The 18,105-nt window shown below is 61.7% G+C and carries 15 protein-coding genes; 3 read left to right on the plus strand and 12 right to left on the minus strand.

The window, feature by feature from the left end; genetic code table 11:
- From VMR39_RS03790 to VMR39_RS03805, 4 genes are all read right to left on the minus strand, one after another.
- The coding region (locus VMR39_RS03790; RefSeq protein WP_325414504.1) for an alpha/beta fold hydrolase at positions 1-209 on the minus strand (209 nt) is incomplete at its 3' end.
- A gap of 23 nt (positions 210-232) precedes the next feature.
- Entirely contained in the window at positions 233-643 is a 411-nt protein-coding gene (locus VMR39_RS03795; RefSeq protein WP_325414506.1) for a Zn-ribbon domain-containing OB-fold protein, read from the minus strand.
- Position 644: 1 nt separating this feature from the next.
- Positions 645-1,802, minus strand: coding sequence for a thiolase C-terminal domain-containing protein (locus tag VMR39_RS03800; RefSeq protein WP_325414508.1), 1,158 nt, complete (start codon positions 1,800-1,802; stop codon positions 645-647).
- A 7-nt stretch (positions 1,803-1,809) separates the two neighbouring features.
- Positions 1,810-2,616, minus strand: coding sequence for an enoyl-CoA hydratase-related protein (locus VMR39_RS03805; protein WP_325414510.1), 807 nt, complete (start codon positions 2,614-2,616; stop codon positions 1,810-1,812).
- 816 nt (positions 2,617-3,432) lie between these two features.
- Between VMR39_RS03805 and VMR39_RS03810 the strand changes: the two genes are divergently transcribed.
- From VMR39_RS03810 to VMR39_RS03820, 3 genes are all read left to right on the plus strand, one after another.
- On the plus strand, positions 3,433-4,689 hold the full coding sequence (locus tag VMR39_RS03810; RefSeq protein ID WP_325414512.1) for an MFS transporter: 1,257 nt from the start codon (positions 3,433-3,435) through the stop codon (positions 4,687-4,689).
- Positions 4,690-4,709: 20 nt separating this feature from the next.
- Entirely contained in the window at positions 4,710-5,408 is a 699-nt protein-coding gene (locus tag VMR39_RS03815) for a nitroreductase (RefSeq protein ID WP_325414514.1), read from the plus strand.
- 85 nt (positions 5,409-5,493) lie between these two features.
- The gene (locus tag VMR39_RS03820) at positions 5,494-6,318 is read left to right on the plus strand and encodes an HpcH/HpaI aldolase family protein (RefSeq protein WP_325414516.1); all 825 of its coding nucleotides are present in this window, start codon (positions 5,494-5,496) and stop codon (positions 6,316-6,318) included.
- A gap of 26 nt (positions 6,319-6,344) precedes the next feature.
- Here VMR39_RS03820 and VMR39_RS03825 read toward each other — a convergent pair whose 3' ends face one another.
- The 8 genes from VMR39_RS03825 to VMR39_RS03860 all read right to left on the minus strand — a co-directional run bounded on the left by VMR39_RS03825 (position 6,345) and on the right by VMR39_RS03860 (position 17,978).
- Positions 6,345-7,205, minus strand: coding sequence for a TetR/AcrR family transcriptional regulator (locus tag VMR39_RS03825; protein ID WP_325414520.1), 861 nt, complete (start codon positions 7,203-7,205; stop codon positions 6,345-6,347).
- Between the two features lie 491 nt (positions 7,206-7,696).
- Entirely contained in the window at positions 7,697-8,143 is a 447-nt protein-coding gene (locus VMR39_RS03830) for a nuclear transport factor 2 family protein (protein WP_325414522.1), read from the minus strand.
- Positions 8,144-8,227: 84 nt separating this feature from the next.
- Entirely contained in the window at positions 8,228-10,675 is a 2,448-nt protein-coding gene (locus VMR39_RS03835; protein WP_325414524.1) for a TonB-dependent receptor, read from the minus strand.
- Positions 10,676-10,754: 79 nt separating this feature from the next.
- Entirely contained in the window at positions 10,755-11,537 is a 783-nt protein-coding gene (locus VMR39_RS03840; protein ID WP_325414527.1) for an SDR family NAD(P)-dependent oxidoreductase, read from the minus strand.
- Between the two features lie 63 nt (positions 11,538-11,600).
- Positions 11,601-13,076, minus strand: a complete 1,476-nt coding sequence (locus VMR39_RS03845; RefSeq protein WP_325414529.1) for an aldehyde dehydrogenase — start codon at positions 13,074-13,076, stop codon at positions 11,601-11,603.
- Positions 13,077-13,114: 38 nt separating this feature from the next.
- A complete protein-coding gene (locus VMR39_RS03850) occupies positions 13,115-14,059 on the minus strand; it encodes an alpha/beta hydrolase (protein WP_325414530.1) in 945 nt (314 codons plus the stop codon).
- A gap of 5 nt (positions 14,060-14,064) precedes the next feature.
- A complete protein-coding gene (locus VMR39_RS03855; RefSeq protein WP_325414531.1) occupies positions 14,065-15,750 on the minus strand; it encodes an NAD(P)/FAD-dependent oxidoreductase in 1,686 nt (561 codons plus the stop codon).
- A gap of 89 nt (positions 15,751-15,839) precedes the next feature.
- Positions 15,840-17,978, minus strand: coding sequence for a PQQ-dependent dehydrogenase, methanol/ethanol family (locus VMR39_RS03860; protein ID WP_325414533.1), 2,139 nt, complete (start codon positions 17,976-17,978; stop codon positions 15,840-15,842).
- Positions 17,979-18,105: the final 127 nt, after the last annotated feature.

The raw sequence follows: 18,105 nt of genomic DNA on the forward strand, positions 1-18,105 counted from the left end.
CTAGCGCTGGTGAAATCCTTGTCGGACTGGCCGCTGGCGCGCTGATCGAACGCCAGAACGGCGTGCCCCTTGCCCACCAGCATGTCGATCGTCGGGTCCCAGGCGCGGGTGTTAAGGCCCCAACCATGCACCAGCAGCACAACCGGTCCCGGCGCGGGATAATATTCATAATAGAGCGACCGATCGGCGCCGGTCTTGAAATAAGGCATGAGTCTCTCCTGAAAAGCCGGGATCAGGCCGGTTCGAACACCGTCAGCGAAAATTCAGGGGTGAGCCGCTCCATCCTCGCCTTGAGCGGCTGCCCGACCTTAAGGTCGTCATTGGCGACACCGACCAACCGACCGATCATGCGGGGCCCTTCCTTTAGCTCTATAAGCGCGACGATGAACGGCACGTCATTCTGCAAGGACGGCAGCGGCGGCGTGCTGGTTTCGGTCCAGGAAAAGAGCGTGCCTAGTCCCGACACTTGCGACCATCCCAAGTCAAACGAACCGCAATCGGCGCAACGTTCGCGAGGGATGTGATGGTAGGTTTGACAATCGGCGCACTGCTGAATGCAGAGTTTCCCCTCCTGCGCGAAACTGTAGAATTCGTCGGCCAGCTTCGAAGGCGCGGGGGCGATGAAGGTGATGGAATCGATCATGTCATTCACTCCGCAGGATGGCGAGGCCGCCGTCACCGAAATCACCCCAGCCGGTCACGACGCCGATATGCGCGTCGGCCACTTGGCGGCCTTCGGCTTCGCCCCGCAGTTGCTTGACCGCTTCGTTCACGTGATTCATGCCCCACACATGGGCTTCGGAATGGAGGCCGCCATGGGTGTTCATCGGCAGCGCGCCACCGAGCCGGAGGCGACCGCCTTTCACGAACTCGCCAACTTCGCCCCGGTCGCAAAAGCCCATCGCCTCCAGCTGCAACAGCGCGACGAACGAGAAGCAGTCATAGACCTCTAGAAAATCGACATCGGCATGGCTGATCCCCGCCTGAGCGAAGGCCTGCGGGGCCGCGTCCGACAGGCCGATGCGGAAGATATCTGCGCGCGAACAGAAATCGTCGGCGGGGTAAGGGTGGCCTTCCGCCACGCCGGAAATGAACACCGGCTTTTTGCGCAGATCCCTGGCCCTTTCTGGCGAACAAATGATTACCGCGCAGGCGCCATCTGTTTCCAGGCAGCAATCAAACATGCGAAACGGTTTGGAAATCCACCGCGACGCATCATATTGCTCCCGCGTCAGTGGACGTCCGTGCATGAGCGCGGCGGGATTGAGCTGGGCGTGGCTGCGGCTGGTGAGCGCCACTTCGGCCAGCGCATCCTGGTCGGTGCCATAGACAGCCATGTGGCGTGTCGCCAGCCAAGCATACCATTGCACCGGCGAGACCGCGCCGTGGGGAATATAATAGGAGCCGAGAGACCCGGCGATCGCTTTGATGTCGGTCCCGACCTTGCTGATCCGGCGATCAGTATAGCCGTTCCAGCCCATCGGCACGAGAACGCATTGCGCAACGCCGACAGCCACCGCCATGGCGGCGGTCTGAAGGGCGACGACCGGGCTGGCTCCGCCCATCAGCACCGTCGAGGCATAACGCAGATTGTCGATCCCCAGATGCGCCGCAAGCTGCTCGGCGGTGGCGGCAACCGGCGGCCCGACAATGCCGTCGATATCCTTCGCATCAAGGCCGCAATCGTCAAGCGCGTTACCTATCGCCTCAAGCAACAGACGCAACTCCGATTTCTCGGTGCCCCTGGTATATTCTGTCTGTCCGATCCCGACGATGCAGGATTTGTCCGACAAGCCACTCATTCGATCATCACCTTCCAGTGTAAACGGGGGGGCGCTTTTCAGCGAAGGCCAGCGGCCCTTCTTTTGCGTCCTGCGATTGCGCGACGTCGTCCCATGCGCGGTCCTCCAGGAGATAGGCCTCGTGGAACTGCAAGCCCGAACTCTCGACCATCACGCGCTTAGCGGCCGCGACAGCGAGCGGCCCGTTTGCACCGATCTGCTCGGCGATCTCCAGGGCCTTGTCCATCAGCGCCTCGCGCGAAGTGACATAGTTGACGAAGCCATATTCGAGCGCCTGCGCGGCAGTGATCGGCTGCCCTGTAAGGACCATTTCCATCGCCCGGCAATGCGGGATCTGCCGCGTCAGCCGCACCAGCGAGCCACCGGCCGGCAGGATCGACAATTTGACTTCCGGCAGTCCGAACGTCGCGCTCTCCGTGCAGACGCGGATGTCGGTACCCTCGATGACCTCGGTACCGCCCGCTACGCAATAGCCGTTGATTGCCGCAATTACCGGCTTGGGGAAGAAGGTCCGCAGCATGGCGACGTCCCGCACCCGGGGATGGGTGTCGAGCAGAATTTGCTCATAGTCGTTCTGCGGCGCGCGCTTGCGGGTCAGCACCGGTATCAGCGACTTGACGTCGCCGCCGGCGGAGAAAGCCTTGTCCCCTGCCCCCGTTATCACCACGCTGCGGACATTAGTGTCCGCAGCCCAGGCCTCCCAGGCCTCAGCCATCTTCACGAACATCTCCGCGTCCATGGCGTTGTGACGTTCGGGCCGGTTCAGGGTCATTATCCCGACATGGCCACGGACTTCCGTAAGAAGGACAGACATGTTTCTCTCTCTTTTATTGAACGAAAGCTGGATGCTGTACCGAGCGGACAAGAGCTAGCGCCGAGTACCCGCCACTTGAGCTCAGGCCATTATCGTCGCCCGATGGCCGCCCCGAGGATGTCGGCTGCACATTCTTCCGACGGAGCGACCTTCCACGGCTGGACGCGCTGACACCGTCGGAGAGGACATCAAGGGAAGGCGTAGTGGCAGCCGTTTCGACCGCCAATGGCCCAAACGGCTCCAAAGGCGAGGCCAACACATATCTATGGTTCATTTCCTTGCCTCTCCGCTCCTCGATTTTGCCCTCAGGCCCAGGCGACTATGCCGTCACATGCGCCAGCGCGCCGCAAACGGCTTCGAGGTGGGGCATACCATGCCTTATCTGGTACATATTGTCAAAACGATTTTTACGGATATCTTTTTGCGGAAGTACGTCTTCCCGTAAACCGCCCGCCGGGACCTCACGATTGGCAGTACATTATTCGAAATTTTAGCTCAGCATCACTTTTTCCGTTGGACACCGTGGGTTGCTGGGCATTCTGGGCGGATTGTTGCAGAAGGGCGCACTACGCACCCTAGTTCGTGGTACTAAAACATAAAACATGCGATATCATTTGACATGGTCGATGGCAGGGTGGACAAGGATAGCTGTGGTGCAAGAGCGCCTGCGGCGCGGCGCTAGAGCACGCACTCTTGTCCGCTGCCAGTCAAGAAGAAGGCGTAAGTGCGCCCGAGTGAGAGGTTTTGTACTTGGACAGGAACGCCGGGCAAACGCCATCCCCCCACAAACAATCCCGCGGCACCACCGCTGGGGTCGTGATCCTGCTGGTCGCCTATATCTTCAATTTCATCGATCGCCAGATCATCAGCGTCCTCGCCTTGCCCATCAAGCAGGATCTTGCTCTAACCGATCGGGAGCTTGGGTTGATGGGCGGTATCGCCTTCGCGATTTTCTACACGACCATGGCCATTCCGATCGCCTGGCTGGCGGATCGCACCAAGCGCGTAAACATCATCGCCGTTTCCGTAGCCTTGTGGAGCCTCTTCACCGCGTTTTGCGGGCTGGCCCAGAACTTCTGGCAGCTGTTTTTTACTAGGATGGGGGTTGGCGTCGGTGAGGCCGGGGGCGTCGCGCCATCCTACGCCCTGATTGCAGACCTATTCCCGAGCGAACGGCGCGCGAGCGCCATGGCGCTGTTTTCACTGGGCGTGCCTGTCGGGTCCGCGCTTGGCGTGTTTTTCGGCGGCTGGATCGCCGACCATCTCGATTGGCGCGCCGCCTTCCTCATCGTCGGCTTAGCGGGCCTGCCGATTGCGGTCCTGGTCAAGCTGATCGTGAAGGAGCCGCCAAGGGGCGGCTTCGAGCGTGCCCACGATGCGTCGGCCGCACGGGAAGGCGCGCCGCCCCTGGCCGAGGTGGCGCGGCATCTTCTCAAGCTTCCCGGTTTCTGGCTGCTGTCGCTCGGCGGGGCTTCTGCTTCCGCTCTCAATTATGGATTGCTGTTTTGGATGCCAAGCTTTTTCGGACGGACGTTTCACTTGGGCGTTGCTGAAGTGAGCTGGTATTATGGAACGATCATCCTCGTGGGTGGTGTGGCCGGCATTTGGCTTGGGGGACGGATTGGCGACCATCTCGCCAAGACACTGCCCGGCGGCTTCGCACTCCTTCCGGCGGTGGCCTTCACACTCGCAATCCCGACGATCGCCGCTGCGCTTTTCGCGCCCTCGCTCCCGCTCAGCTGGATGCTGTTCGCGTTGGGGCAGATGCTTACCATGGCGTGGCTTGGTCCAGTGACGGCCGGCGTGCAGCATATCGTCCCGTCATCCATGAGGGCCGTGGGGTCATCTGTGTTCCTGTTCGTCGTCAGCCTGACCGGTATGGGCTTTGGCATCTTCTTCCTTGGCATGATGTCCGACTGGATGACCGCGCGCTATGGCGAAGCGGCGCTGCAATATTCCATCCTTTATGGGCTGAGCCTCTATGTGCTGGCCGCGTCCTTGTTTTGCTGGGCGGCTCGGATCCTCGCCAGCGGCGCTGCTAGGGGGCCCGACGCGCCTTCCGTCAAAAGCTAATCTAGATCAGAGATAATGATATGGACGATAGTGGTGCATGGGTATCCGAGACAGGTTCGTTCAGCAACCTTTTCCGGACAAGGCAGTCCGTCCGGGCTTTTCTACCCGATCCTGTGCCCAGGGACATCCTCTCCTCGGTTCTCCAGGATGCGCAATTTGCCCCGTCCAACTGCAATACGCAGCCATGGCTGGTCCATATCGTGTCGAAGGGCAGCCGCGACGCCGTGAGCGGCGCGATGTTGGCGGCGGACGCGAGAGGCGAGCTGACGCCGGATTTCTCATTCCGCAAGGAGGACGTGCACGGCGTTTACGGAGAGAGGCTGCGGGCCCAGGGTGCGGCCTATTACCACGCCCTTGGTGTCCCGCGCGAAGCACTGAGAGAGCGCAAGGCTGCGTCATTGCGCAACCTGTGCTTCTTCGACGCGCCGCATGCAGCATTTCTGTTCATGCCGGAATTCGGCGACAATGTCCGTGTCGCGGCGGACATCGGGATGTATGGCCAGACATTGCTGCTGTCATTGGCTGCCCATGGCCTTGGCGGCGTGCCACAAACCCTTCTGGGCATGTATGCTGGCACGATCCGGGACGTTTTGGGGATCGACCCGGCCTTCAAACTGCTCTTTGGCATCTCTTTTGGATATCCCGACTGGAGCGCCGCGGCCAATAAATATCGGATAGACAGAGTAGCGATAGAAGAAAGCGTTGTCTTTCATGATTAAGGCCGACTGCTCATCGATCTCGACCGATACGACTTCATCAGATGCCGGCACGTTAACCTTGGTCGGGCTGTTTAGGAGATAAGCAATGCGACATAAAACGCATCAAATCCGGGCGCGGCTGGACAAGGGCGAGGATGCGGTCGGCATCTGGGTCCAGACCGGCGGCGCAGCGGTGGTCGAAATCGCCGGGGCGGTCGGACTGGACTTCGTGCTGATCGATGGCGAACATGGCCCGTTCGGCTTCGATCACGTCGTTTCTTTGATTCGCGCGGCGCAAGCGGCAGGCGTCATGCCGGTGGTTCGCGTGCCTGTGACCGGCCCGGGCGGATTGAGCGAACTGGGACGTTATCTCGATGCCGGCGCGACAGGACTACTGGTGCCACAGGTCGGCTCCGCATCCCATGCCAGCGCCATCGTCGCGGCCACGAAATACCGTACCGGCGCCTTTCCCGATGGCGCGCGCGGGGCGTGCCCGATCACCCGGGCGACTGCCTACAGTTCTCCTGACTGGGCCTCCTATGCCGATCGCTCCAATGATGGCATCCTGGTCTGGCTATTGCTTGAAAGTCCAGAGGCGATGGACGATCTGCCCGCGATCGTTGAAGTGCCCGGCGTCGACGGGATTATGTTCGGCACTCATGACCTCTCGGTCGCTATGGGGTGCAACGGGGATCGCACCCATCCCGACGTCCTGGCTAAGCTAGACGGGGCGGTCGAGCGGGTGCGGCGCAAGGGGATAGAGGTCATCGGGTCGCTAGACGATGCCAGCCCGGCGGCGGCGGTGGCGCATCACGCCCGTCTGGCGGCGGACGGATCGCGTATATTCCTGACCGCGTCCGATGGTCGTGTGCTGTTCAATAGCTTTCACAATCTTCACGAGGCTTTGCGGCAGGTCGCGCGGATGAGGTGAAGCCGGCCTGCCCGCCTGACGGTCTGTCAGCAAGGACTGCCGGGCTCCTGACTCCAGCGGCTCTTGTCGATTAGCGTGTCCACTTCATAGGCAAATTCGCTGCGAATGCGGGCAAGCGCTCGGGTGTGCGGCGCGGTCGTTAGAACGCGGATCAGCTTGCCGACGAATGCGGCATACAGCATCCATCGGTCGAATGGTGTGGCATCGGGCGCGACGGTTGACAGCAGGTTCGCCCACCGCTCGATGTTCTCGCTGTTTAGCGCCCATAAGCCAGGACGAAGGGTCTCGTCGCGCTGAGCCTGCACATAGACCGGGTAACACGCCAAGCTGAGGTCGCGAAACTCGGTGGCCTCGCGAAGGAACACCGTCGTCAGCAGATCGATCAGATGTTCAGCGTCAAGCGATGCGTTGTCGCCAATGCCCGCGTCCCCGCGATAGCGATGCCGGGTCATGTCGAACAGTCGCGCCTGCCCGGCGTTGAACAAAGAGGAAATGGTCGAAAAATAATAGGTCGGCGCCGCAGCGGTCAGGCCCGCCCGCTCCGACACATTGCGGAACGTCAGCGCCTCCAATCCGCCCTCCACAATCAGTTCGGCCGCAGCGGTCAGTATGCGCTCGCGCGTCTCCTCCGACTTTTTACCGCCATTGACCGGTGGCGATGGATCGCAAGCGGCTGACCACTCCGCCGAATCCATCGAACCGGTTAAGAGGACGGCCCGCATGTTTTTTTCCGACAGGTCTAGGGGGATGAGGATGAAGATCAGCCCGATAACCGTATCGATCGCCGACAAGACCGCCCGCTCCCGATCCTCAACGTCGAACAGCAGGGCGATTTCCAGCCACAGCTCGTTGAGGGTGGCGAACCAGGCCCGCGCCAGTTCACGCATATCCTCCTGGCGCGCTGCATTCACCAATATCTCGCACCAGGCGATAGTTTCGACATTATGCTTGCCAGCCGCATTGAAAACCAGCTTGAGCGCGAAGTCGCGAAACGAAAAATGCTTTTCGGGATCGGTCGGCTTGGCCGAGTACCGGCGGAAGGCGTCGACATAGCGCGCAAGCAAGGTTCGCGAGGCATCCGCGATGATGTCGCTTTTCGTCTGATAATAATAAGTCGTGGCGGCCAGCGAGACATGGGCTTCGTTAGCAACCCGGCGATGTGTGACACCCCCCATGCCGTATCGCGAGATCGTAAGGATAGCGCCCTCGGTAATTCGCTTCTGCCGAAGGGTCGACCTGTCCTGCTTCGCCTGGCGTCGCTGGGGGTGCGCCTTGGGCGACATACCCCCGAAATCCTCTATTTCACTGTCCATCATTTCTGCCTAACGCAAAACGTCAGATTGCATAAGGGCGCAAAAGAGATTTCAAAAAGAGCAGGCTACTCCAGCAGTTCGGACATGCCCGCCGCCTTAATCGCATCGCGGTCCCCGGTTACCCAGCTGTTGATGAGCAAACGGTCCCGAATGCGCCAGCCGTCATCGGTCCGCACCAAGGCATCATCATAATAGCCGCCCATCACAAACAGAGGGTCCGGAAGCTTCTTTCGCCAGACGTGCGTGGCCACGTAGAGTGACCGCATCGTAGCCTGGTCCTCAGCGATCTGCACTTCAAAATTCGTCGTCACATGCTGCGTGGCACTAAACAAGTTGGTTAGGAACGGCATGACCTCGTCAAGAGTGATGCCGGAGGTCTGGCGAAGCTTGGGAAGTCCGTAAGCCGCATCAGGCGTGAAGCATGACATAAATGCCTCCGGATCTTGAGTGTCGATACTCCGTGCATATCGCAACGCCACTGCAACGATGGCCCGTTCATCATCAATAACCATCAGTAAATCCTCTCTGATCGTAGTGACAGGACCGGGGCGGATTCAATCATCCGCCGCCTCCCGACCCCACTATAAGTTCACGATTCAGAATCGAGTGGACACCCTGACCTGGACCGTGCGCGGCAGGGCACCGGACCCGATTTGATCGGCACGAACGCCCGTCGCGGTCCCCGTGCCGCTTCCGGTCGACGCCCCGTCAAAGGCGTTCAGGAAATAAAAGTGGTTCGTCAGGTTCTTGCCGATGACCGCCAGTTCCCAGCGCCCATCTTCCGGACCGAACCGCACCGAAGCGTCAAGCGTCGCATAGGCCCCCTGCCGAGAATCCGGCTGGCCGAAGGCGGAACCCAAATAGCTGCTCGAGTAACGGCCATCGACGGAGGCGCCGATCAGGTTACCGTTTCCGACCGCGGTCTCATATCCAATGCCCAGCGCCCCGGCCCAATGCGGCGCGACCGACAGTGGTTTGCCGGCCAGGTTCTGAAAAGATGCGACCTGCGCGCCGGTTGGCAGCGTTCCGGCGGAATTCGCGAAGGTGCAACCTTCGGCCGGTCTCTGCCCCGTATAGCAGGGGCCAAAGAAGTCCGTGTACTTCGCGTCGTTATAACTCACCGAGCCATGGACATTGAGACCCGACGCCGAGCGCGGCGCATATTCGAAGTCCAGATCGACGCCCTTGGTCCGTGCATCCGCAGTCAGGGTCTGATAGGCGAATACCGCTGAGTTGAAATAGTCGACCTGGAAGCCCGCATATTTGTAGGAATATGCACTGATGTTCAGTCGCAGTTGCCGGTCGAGAACCGTCGACTTCAAGCCAACCTCAAATCCCCGCGCCTTCTCCGGTCCGAATTCGAAATCGGCTTGCGGGTTCGGTGACAGGACACTGTTGATGCCGCCGTTCGAAAAGCCGCCGGACTTGTAATTGGTCTTGTAAGCCGCATAGACCATGACATCTTCCACGGGCTTCCAACTCGCCGTGAATTCGGGCGACCAGTCGTTGAATGTCTGGTTGGAGGTGACCACGCCAAGCCCGTCTGGCGAGTTCTGCGGACGGAAGATCGGGACCAGAGCGGTCGCGTAAGGCTGGGTAAAATAACTGTCCTTGGTCTCATGCGTGTAACGAACGCCACCTGCCAGTTCGAAATTCGGAACGATCTTCCAGGTGACCTGACCGAACCCGGCCAGTGTTTCTCCATCTGTATAGGAGATTTTATAGTTGGTGAGATAGCGTGTCGATAGTGGCTGGGACGCATCTTCCACGTTGGCGATGACGTTATACTGGGCATAATCGCGTTTGGTTTTCAGGTACAATCCACCGGCCATCAGGTTGACAGAACCATCGTATTGCGTCTGAACCCGCAACTCGTTGGAAAACGCATGGTAGCTGGTATTTTCAGTGGTCCAGATGCCGCCGAGCGGATTAGATTGGACATCGGCCGACACTTGGTATCGATTGTTGTTCCAATTATAGTTCGTGACGTTGGTGAGCGTTACGTCGTCCAGGTTCCAGGCAAAGCTGTTGGTGGCAGCATAGGATTTATAGCGGTTGTAAAGCGCGCCGTCCTTTTCAGCATAGGGAATGGAAGGTGCGATATCAGCAGGCAGATTGTTCATGTGCGTGACGAAGTCGCGATCGCATCTGCGCCCGCTCAATTGGCCAAAACCGCTGGGGCAGCCGACCACGACGTTGTTCCAACCGGGATTGTTGACCTTGCTATAGGTGCCCGAGAGCTTCACCGTATTGGTGATGTCGGATGTCGGCTCCCACTTCAGCGTGATCCGGCCAAGCAGTTCCCGCTCCCCCGGTGCGTCGGCGTCCGCAGGCCCTGCTACGTGATTGGGAAAGAAGGCGAAGGCGAACGGCGCCGCGACGTTCTTATAATATCCTCCATACATTTTAGACCCGCGAACGGCCACGCGAAGGCCCAGCGTATCCGTCACAGGCGTCGATCCGATCAGTTCTCCCTGGATCTGCTGCGCCTTGAACTCATAGCCGGCACGCGCGATGATCTCGGTCTTGTCAGTCGGGTCGGCGGTAGTGATAGAAATGAGGCCAGCGGTCGCGTTCTTGCCGAAGAACAGGGCCTGAGGACCCTTGAGAATTTCAACGCGGGCAAGATCGAAAAAGCCTTCGTTAATAGTGCGTCCCTGACCGTAATAGACGCCATCGACAACGGTCGCCACCGATTGTTCGATGCCGATGGACGTGGACGACGAACCGACCCCCCGCATCGTGATCTGCGCGCCGGACCCGGTTGCGGCCCGGCCTACGGTGAGCGACGGGGTCGCAGCGGCAATCCGCTCCAGGCTGGTAAGATCGCGCTGCACGACCGTTTCCGCCCCGATCGCGGCGATCGCCACCGGCACCGTCTGCGCGCTTTCCGTGCGCTTGCGCGCCGTCACGATAATGTCGGTGAGACCGCCCGTGGCTGGGGCCGCGCCCTGATCCTGGGCGACGGCCAAGCCGACCGACCCGGACACCACCAGCGAAACCAGGCTGGCCGACATCATAAAACGATGAACCGCAAAAGACATGAAATATCCCCTCTATATATTTTGTATTTGTTGTGATCGCCTATGTTCGATCGATTACTTCACATATAGACGTGAAAGACTACCCGGCGGTCAGACCGCCATCGATCACGATCTCCGATCCGGTCATGAAACTCGCTTCGCTGCTGCATAAGAACAGGATGGCGTCGGCGACCTCTTCCGGATCACCCATTCGCCCGATCGGATGCCTAGAGGCGTAGAGGCTGCGTGCAGCCTCCTCGTCTGGAAATGCGCCCTCTGCAACGACGTGGTCATAGATGCGGTCCATCATGCCTGTGTCGATACAGCCCGGATGAACGCTGTTGACCCGGATCGGCAGGTCCAGCGCACCGAACTCGACTGCGGCGCTCTTGGCCAGCAGCGTGACCGCACCCTTGCTGCTGCAATAGGCCGACATGAGCGGCGCGCCGCGCAACCCACCGACGGACGACAGGAAGATAACCGAGGAACCGCCCTTGCGCCGCGCGCCACTGCTGGCGAGCAGCGGCTGGGCGGCTTGAAGGCCCAGGAAACCGCCATTGACGTTGATATCCATGCATTTGCGAAACTCGGACGGTTGGGTTGTGGCGATCGCGGCTATCATCTCCACCCCTGCGCATTGGATCAGATTGTCGAGACGGCCATGGTCCCGCCCGACATCCTCGATAATCGAGCGCCACCCCCCCTCATCCGTCACGTCCAGCCGGCGATAGGCACCCGCCGCGAAATCCCCCGGATCGGCGGCAAGATCGGTGCCAATCACCGTCGAACCCGCCTGCGCGAGCGCGTCACAGGTCGCCCGACCTATCCCACCCAACGCGCCCGTGACGAGCGAGACGGTCCCTTGCAATCCCCGTTCGGGCACTTGACTTCCTTTCCTGCTGCCGCCCTCTTGCCGGGGCGGCTTTTCGTGATGCGATGCCGGTCCTCAGACGGAGGCGGGCATAGTGTCGAACAACATGGTCTTGGCCTCCAGGAATGGCAGCACGCCGTCCGGCCCACCTTCGCGGCCGACGCCCGACTGCTTGAAACCGCCGAAGCCGATGCTGAAATCGAACTTGAACGCGTTCACCCCGACCGTGCCGGTCCGCAGGCGGCGGCCGACGCGGTAGGCGCGCTCCGCGTCGTTGGTGAAGATGCTCGCGTTCAGGCCGAAATCCGAATCATTGGCAATATCGACCGCCTGTTCTTCGTCGGCCGACGGGATGACGCATACGACCGGGCCGAAAATCTCCTCGCGCGCGATCACCAGGTCATTGTCCACATCGGCAAAGACGGTCGGCTCGACATAATAGCCGCGATTGAGGTCGCGCGGGCGGCCGCCGCCGAGCGCGAGGCGGGCGGGCGAAGCTTTTCCCTTGGCGATATATTGCTCGACGCGGTCGCGATGGGATGCCGACGACATCGGCCCCATCTGGCTGTCATCGGCAAAGGGATCGCCGACCTTGACCTGCTCCATCGCCGCCGACAGCGCGTCCACGAAAGCGTCATGCCGCTTTTGCGGAATGATGATCCGGGTCAGCGCCGCACAGACCTGCCCGCCCATCAGCGCGGTCGATGCCGCGAGCGACTGCGCCGCCTGATCTATGTCAAAATCGTCCAGGATGATCGCCGGCGACTTGCCACCCAATTCCAGCGTGCAGCGGGCGATACGCTCGCCGCATATGGCGCCGATCTTGCGCCCGGCGGCGGTCGACCCGGTGAAGGTCACCTTGTCCACGCCCTTGTGACGCACCAGCAGTTCGGAGACGTCGCGCTGCGCGGTGATGACGTTGACCACGCCGGCCGGCAGGCCGATCTCCTCGCAGATTTCAGCGAAGACATAAGCTGCGCTCGGCGCCTCCGGCGACGCCTTGACGATCACCGTGCATCCCGCGATCAGCGCAGGCGCAACCTTGTACGCCATGAGCAGCCCCGGCGCGTTCCACGGCACGATCGCCGCGACCACGCCCACTGGTTCGCGCACCAGCAACGCGGGCTTGCCATCCTCCGCCCGATGCCGTTCCTGCCAGCTAAACGTCGCCGCCAACCCGGCATAATAGCTGAAAATCTGCGCTAGACCGGCCCCGGAATAGGCCGACATCGACCGCAGGACACCCGTTTCCGCGCTCCAATGGTCGGCCAGCGTATCGGAGCGGTGAAGCAGGGCGGCGGCGATCTTTTCTAGATAGGTGGCCCGCTCGTCATGGCTCATCCGGGGCCAGGGCCCTTGATCGAACGCCCTGCGCGCCGCCCCGACGGCCAGTTGGACATCGGACGCCTGCGCTTCCGCGACGGACAGAAATATTTCCTCGCTCGCACTATCGAGCACGTCGATGCGCCCGGCCGTGGAGGGCTTGGTCCAGCCGCCATCGATGTACAGCATGTCGGGATGCTTGATGGGGGTGCTCTTGAAAGGGGTCATCGCATGGTCCTGCTTGTCATTCTGAAAAGATGGGAGCGTCAGAGTTGGGAGATGACCCGCTGTCGGTCGACCATGGCGCGTTTGGTCACATCCGCGTCGGGGGCGAGCAGTTCGAAAGCGTGGGGCACGCTGCTATGGACATGGAGTTCGATCGGCACACCGGCCCGGGACAGCGCCAGCGCGTAGGCGATGTCCTCGTCACGGAAAATGTCCAGGTCGCCGACCTCGATATAGGCCGGAGCGAGACCCGCGAAATTCTCCTGCCGCGCGGGCGCCGCCGACGCCGGAACATCGGGACCGCCGATCCGGTCGCCCACCAGCGCGTGCCAGCCCGTCCAATTATTATCGGCCGTCCAGACCGCGAAGGGCGCGATGCCCGGCTCATCGGCGGTGCGCCGATCATCCAGCATGGGATAGATCAGGATCTGCGCCGCCAGCGCAATGCCGCGATCGCGCGCCAGCGCCGCCAACGCCGCGGCCAACCCGCCGCCCGCGCTGTCCCCCATCACCGCGATCCTGGCCGGATCGACGCCAAGCCCCCCGGCATGGTCGATCAGCCACAGGAGCGCGGTGATGCCGTCGTCCAACTGTGCGGGATGGGGATGTTCGGGGGCCAGCCGATAATCCACCGACAGCATGGGCACGCCGGTCGCCGCGACATAGCCCGCCAGCGCGCGATCGAACATCTCCGCCGTCCCGGCGATCATCCCCCCGCCGTGGAAATAGAGTATGGCCGAACCGGGGGCGCTCCCTTCGCGCTGATACCAGCGCATGCTGACGGGCACGCCGTCGGCGTTCGGCTGCTCGATAACCGACAGCTGGACCTGTTCGGGCATATCGCCAGCCATCAGGCCGGTCAGTCCCATGTTGGACTGCTCGCGCAGCGCCCGCCAGTCGCCACGGGGCACCGGCGGCGGCGGCGGCGAGCCGGCCAGCATCGCGGCAAACGCTTCCGCCACCTGCGGATCGAGTTGGTGGCCCATGATACTTACGCCCCCGCCGCGATCGCGGCGTCGCGCGCCACCGGGCCGGACCGCAGCGTGAAGCCTTCATAGCCGTCCGCCCGCACCTGGTCGCATTTGCGCCGGTAGACGTCGAGACCGCCGGGATAGGGCATGAAGACCCGCGCCTTGCCGGGCACATTGGCGCCCAGATACCAGCTGTTGGCGTCCGGCAGCAGCGTGGCCGACGCCACCTCGTTGACATGATCGACCCACTGGTCCTGGGCAGTGCGCCGCGCTTCGATTGTATCGACGCAGCCTGCCTTCATGTCGCCGATGCAATCGGCAATCCATTCGACATGCTGTTCGATCGCCACGACATTGTTGGTCAGGACCGATGGGCTGCCCGGACCGATGACGATGAAGAGGTTGGGAAAGCCCGCCACCATCAGGCCGAGATAGGTGCGCGGCCCGACCGCCCATTCATCCCGCAGCGAAACGCCGTCCCGGCCCCGGATGTCGATCTTGAGCGCAGCGCCGGTCATGGCGTCGAACCCGGTCGCGAACACGATCGCGTCGACTTCGTAAAGCGCGCCGCCTGCCACGATGCCGTCGGTTGTTATGCGTTCGATCGGCGCCTTGTTGACATCGACCAGCCGCACGTTGGGTCGCTTGAACGTGTCCAGATAGCCCGCGTCAAGGCAGGGGCGCTTGGCGCCGAACGGATAGTCCTTGGGGATCAGCGCATCGGCCAGTTCCGGGTCGTCGAGCTTCTCGCGCGTCTTGGCCCTGACGAATTCGGCCGCGACCTCGTTCGCCCTCTTGTCCAGCAACACATCGTAGAAGGTATTGAGCATCTCCAGCCCGCCGCGACGCCAGCGCGCCTCCAGCCGCGCATTCGCCTCTTCCGGCGTCAATTCGAGCGCGCTCTCCGCGCCCAGGGGCGTTGCCAGGCCCGCGAACGTATATTCGGCCTTCCTGCGCTCCTCCATGAAGCTGGCCTTCACCTGATCAGCATAGGCCGGGTCCAGAGGCCCGTTGAAGGACGCGATGCAATAATTGGCCGTGCGCTGGAATACGGTCAGATGGCCCGATTGCGCCCCCAGTTCCGGTATGACCTGGGCACCCGACGATCCGGTCCCGATCACCGCGACCCGCTTGCCGGCAAAGTCCACGGCCTTCGCCGGCCAGTCGTGCGTATGATAGGTTTCGCCCTGATATTCCTCCAGCCCCACAAATTCCGGGATGCGCGGCACCGAAAGATTGCCCGTCGCCAGAATGCAGTATTGCGCGTCCAGCCGGTCTCCGTGATCCGTTTCGACCGTCCAGCGACCGCTCGCCTCATCGAACGAAGCCGACGTCACGCGCGTGTCGAACCGTATGTCGCGCCGAAGGTCGAGCCTGTCGGCGACATAATTTTGATACCGATTGATTTCGGCCTGGCCGGCATAGCGTTCCGACCATGTCCAACCGCGCTGGATCTCGTCGGAAAAGCCATATTGATATTGTACGCTCTCCACGTCGCAGCGCGCGCCGGGATAGCGGTTCCAATACCATGTCCCGCCAACGCCGGACCCCGCCTCGATCACGATCGCGGACAGGCCCTGCCCGCGCAGCTTGTGGAGCATGTACATGCCCGAAAATCCCGCGCCGACGATGATCGCGTCGAACGCCCCGCCCTTTTCGGGCTGTGGCTGACGCGCATCTGTGTCGGCGGTTTCAAGAGACTTCATGGCAGATATTCCTAAACGGTGCGCCGTCCGCAGCCTGCGCAGCCGACGGGTCGATGATGGTCGCGACGATGCTCCGGAGACGGGCGCCGTCATTGTTTCGGGTCCGCGCGCAGCTCCGCATTGCGGCTGCCGATATATTGCCGCACCTGCTCGATCTGCGCGTCGGTCAGCTTGGCGCTGAAATCGGGCATGCCCACCGAGGTCAGTCCGCCTTTGATGAGAGCGCCGAACGAATCATAGGTAGCGGCAGACATGGTGCGCAGGTCGGGCGGCCCTGCGCCGCCGGCGATGGCCGCACCCCCATGACATGCAGAGCAGTGGATGGCATAGTTCATCGCCCCTGCCCGCAAAGCCGCCGGACTGCCGGTGACCGGCAGCGCGACCAGCTCCCGCTCCGGCTTTACGCTGGGCGGCAACTGTTCCTTGCCGCCAAGCTTGAACACCAGGATGCGCGCTTCTGCATCCACGTTAGCGCGCTTGGCGAGCGCGCCGTTGAGCAGCGGAAAGATGCCGCCCCAGCCCGCAGCGACGGCGACATATTGCTCGCCCTTGACCCGATAGGTGATCGGCGCCGCCATGATCCCGGTCCGCGCCGGAAATTCCCACAGGGCTTTGCCGTCGCTCGCGCTGTAAGCGACCAGCCGGCCGTCCGCGGTTCCCTGAAAGACCAAGCCACCGGCGGTGGACAGCAGGCCGCCGTTCCAGATGGTGCCATAGTCATGCGACCAGACCTCTTTCTGGCGCACCGGGTCCCAGGCGACCAACCGGCCCTTCCATGACCGCTGGATCGCTTCGCGGTCGGCCTTGTTGCCAAGGCTGGGCAATTTCGCGTCCGCGATCTCCACGCCCTTGCCCGCTGCCGGAACCGGCGCGGCCCCGGTATAGCCGCCGACATTCATAGTCCCCAAATGTTTCGACAGCGGGGACCGCGGCAGTTCCTTGAAAAAGCCTGCGGTGATCTGCGCGGGGATATACACCAGCCCCGTCTTTGGGTTGAATGACATGGGCTGCCAGTTGTGCGCACCAATCGAATCCGGCGAAACGACCTTGGCGTCCCCCGTCCCATAGCGTGCGATCGCCTCGTCGATGATCGGCCGGCCGGTCTTCTGATCTATGCCGCTCGCCCAGTTCACCGGTACAAAATTCTTGGCCGATATGAACTGCCCCGTGAGGCGGTCCAGGACGTAGAAAAAGCCGTTCTTGGGCGCCTGCATGATGACCTTGCGCTTGCGCCCGCCAATGTCGAGGTCCGCCAGCACCATATTCTGCGTCGCCGTATAATCCCAGGCATCGCCGGGCGTCGTCTGATAGTGCCAGACATACTCCCCCGTCCGGGGCTTCAGCGCGACGATGGAGGATACGAACAGGTTGTCGCCCTTGCCCTCGCTTCTGAGCGTGCGGTTCCACAAGGACGCATTGCCGACGCCGATGTAGAGCAGGTCCAGCTCGGGATCATATATCATCGAATCCCAGACCGTACCGCCGCCGCCCTGCTCGACATAGCCCTTCCCGAACCATGTCGGCTGCGCGATCTGCATGGCGCGCGTCTTGGCCTCCGGTCCGCCCGGTGCGCCGGGAACCGTAAAGAACCGCCACGCTTGCTTGCCGCTATTGACGTCATAGGCGGTCACATAGCCGCGCACGCCATATTCGGAGCCGCCGTTTCCGATGACCACGACGTTACCCGCAACCACCGGCGCGCCGGTGATGGTATAGTTGCGCTGATGATCGACGATCGTATCGACGCTCCACAGCAGCTTGCCGGTCTTGGCGTCCAGCGACACCAGGCGGCCGTCGAAAACCCCGACATAGACTTTGCCGTTCGCTACCGCCACGCCGCGATTGGCGGGGCCGCAACATCCATTGCCGGACATGCCCCTATCGACTTCGGGATCATAGCGCCACACCTCTTGGCCCGTCGACGCATCCAAAGCATAAACGATGCTATATGGACCCGTCGCATACATGATTCCATCGATGACGATCGGTGTCGTCTCCATGCCTCGGTCGGGATCGATCTTAAATGTCCAGGCCAGGCCCAGTTCACCGACATTGCCAGCGTCGATATTGGACATGGGGCTGAAGCGCGCGCCATCGGCCGTCCTGCCTTGCAATGGCCAGTCCTGGTCCGCACGCCCGCTATCGCCGATCGGTCCGCCAGAGCGATTGCAACCGGAAATTATCAGGCTGACTCCGACCACCAAGCCAATTGCAACGTGCCGATTCACACCATCATCCTAAATTTCAGGCACATCGGATTATCCGGTCAAAGCTCGCGGGTATACGCTCGCAGTACTCGAAGAGGCACCGAAATTCGCCATTTTGTCTTGAAAACAAGTATATTGGGTATGGTCG

Origin of the sequence: Sphingobium sp. (assembly GCF_035511395.1) — a bacterium.
Classification (GTDB): Bacteria; Pseudomonadota; Alphaproteobacteria; order Sphingomonadales; family Sphingomonadaceae; genus Sphingobium.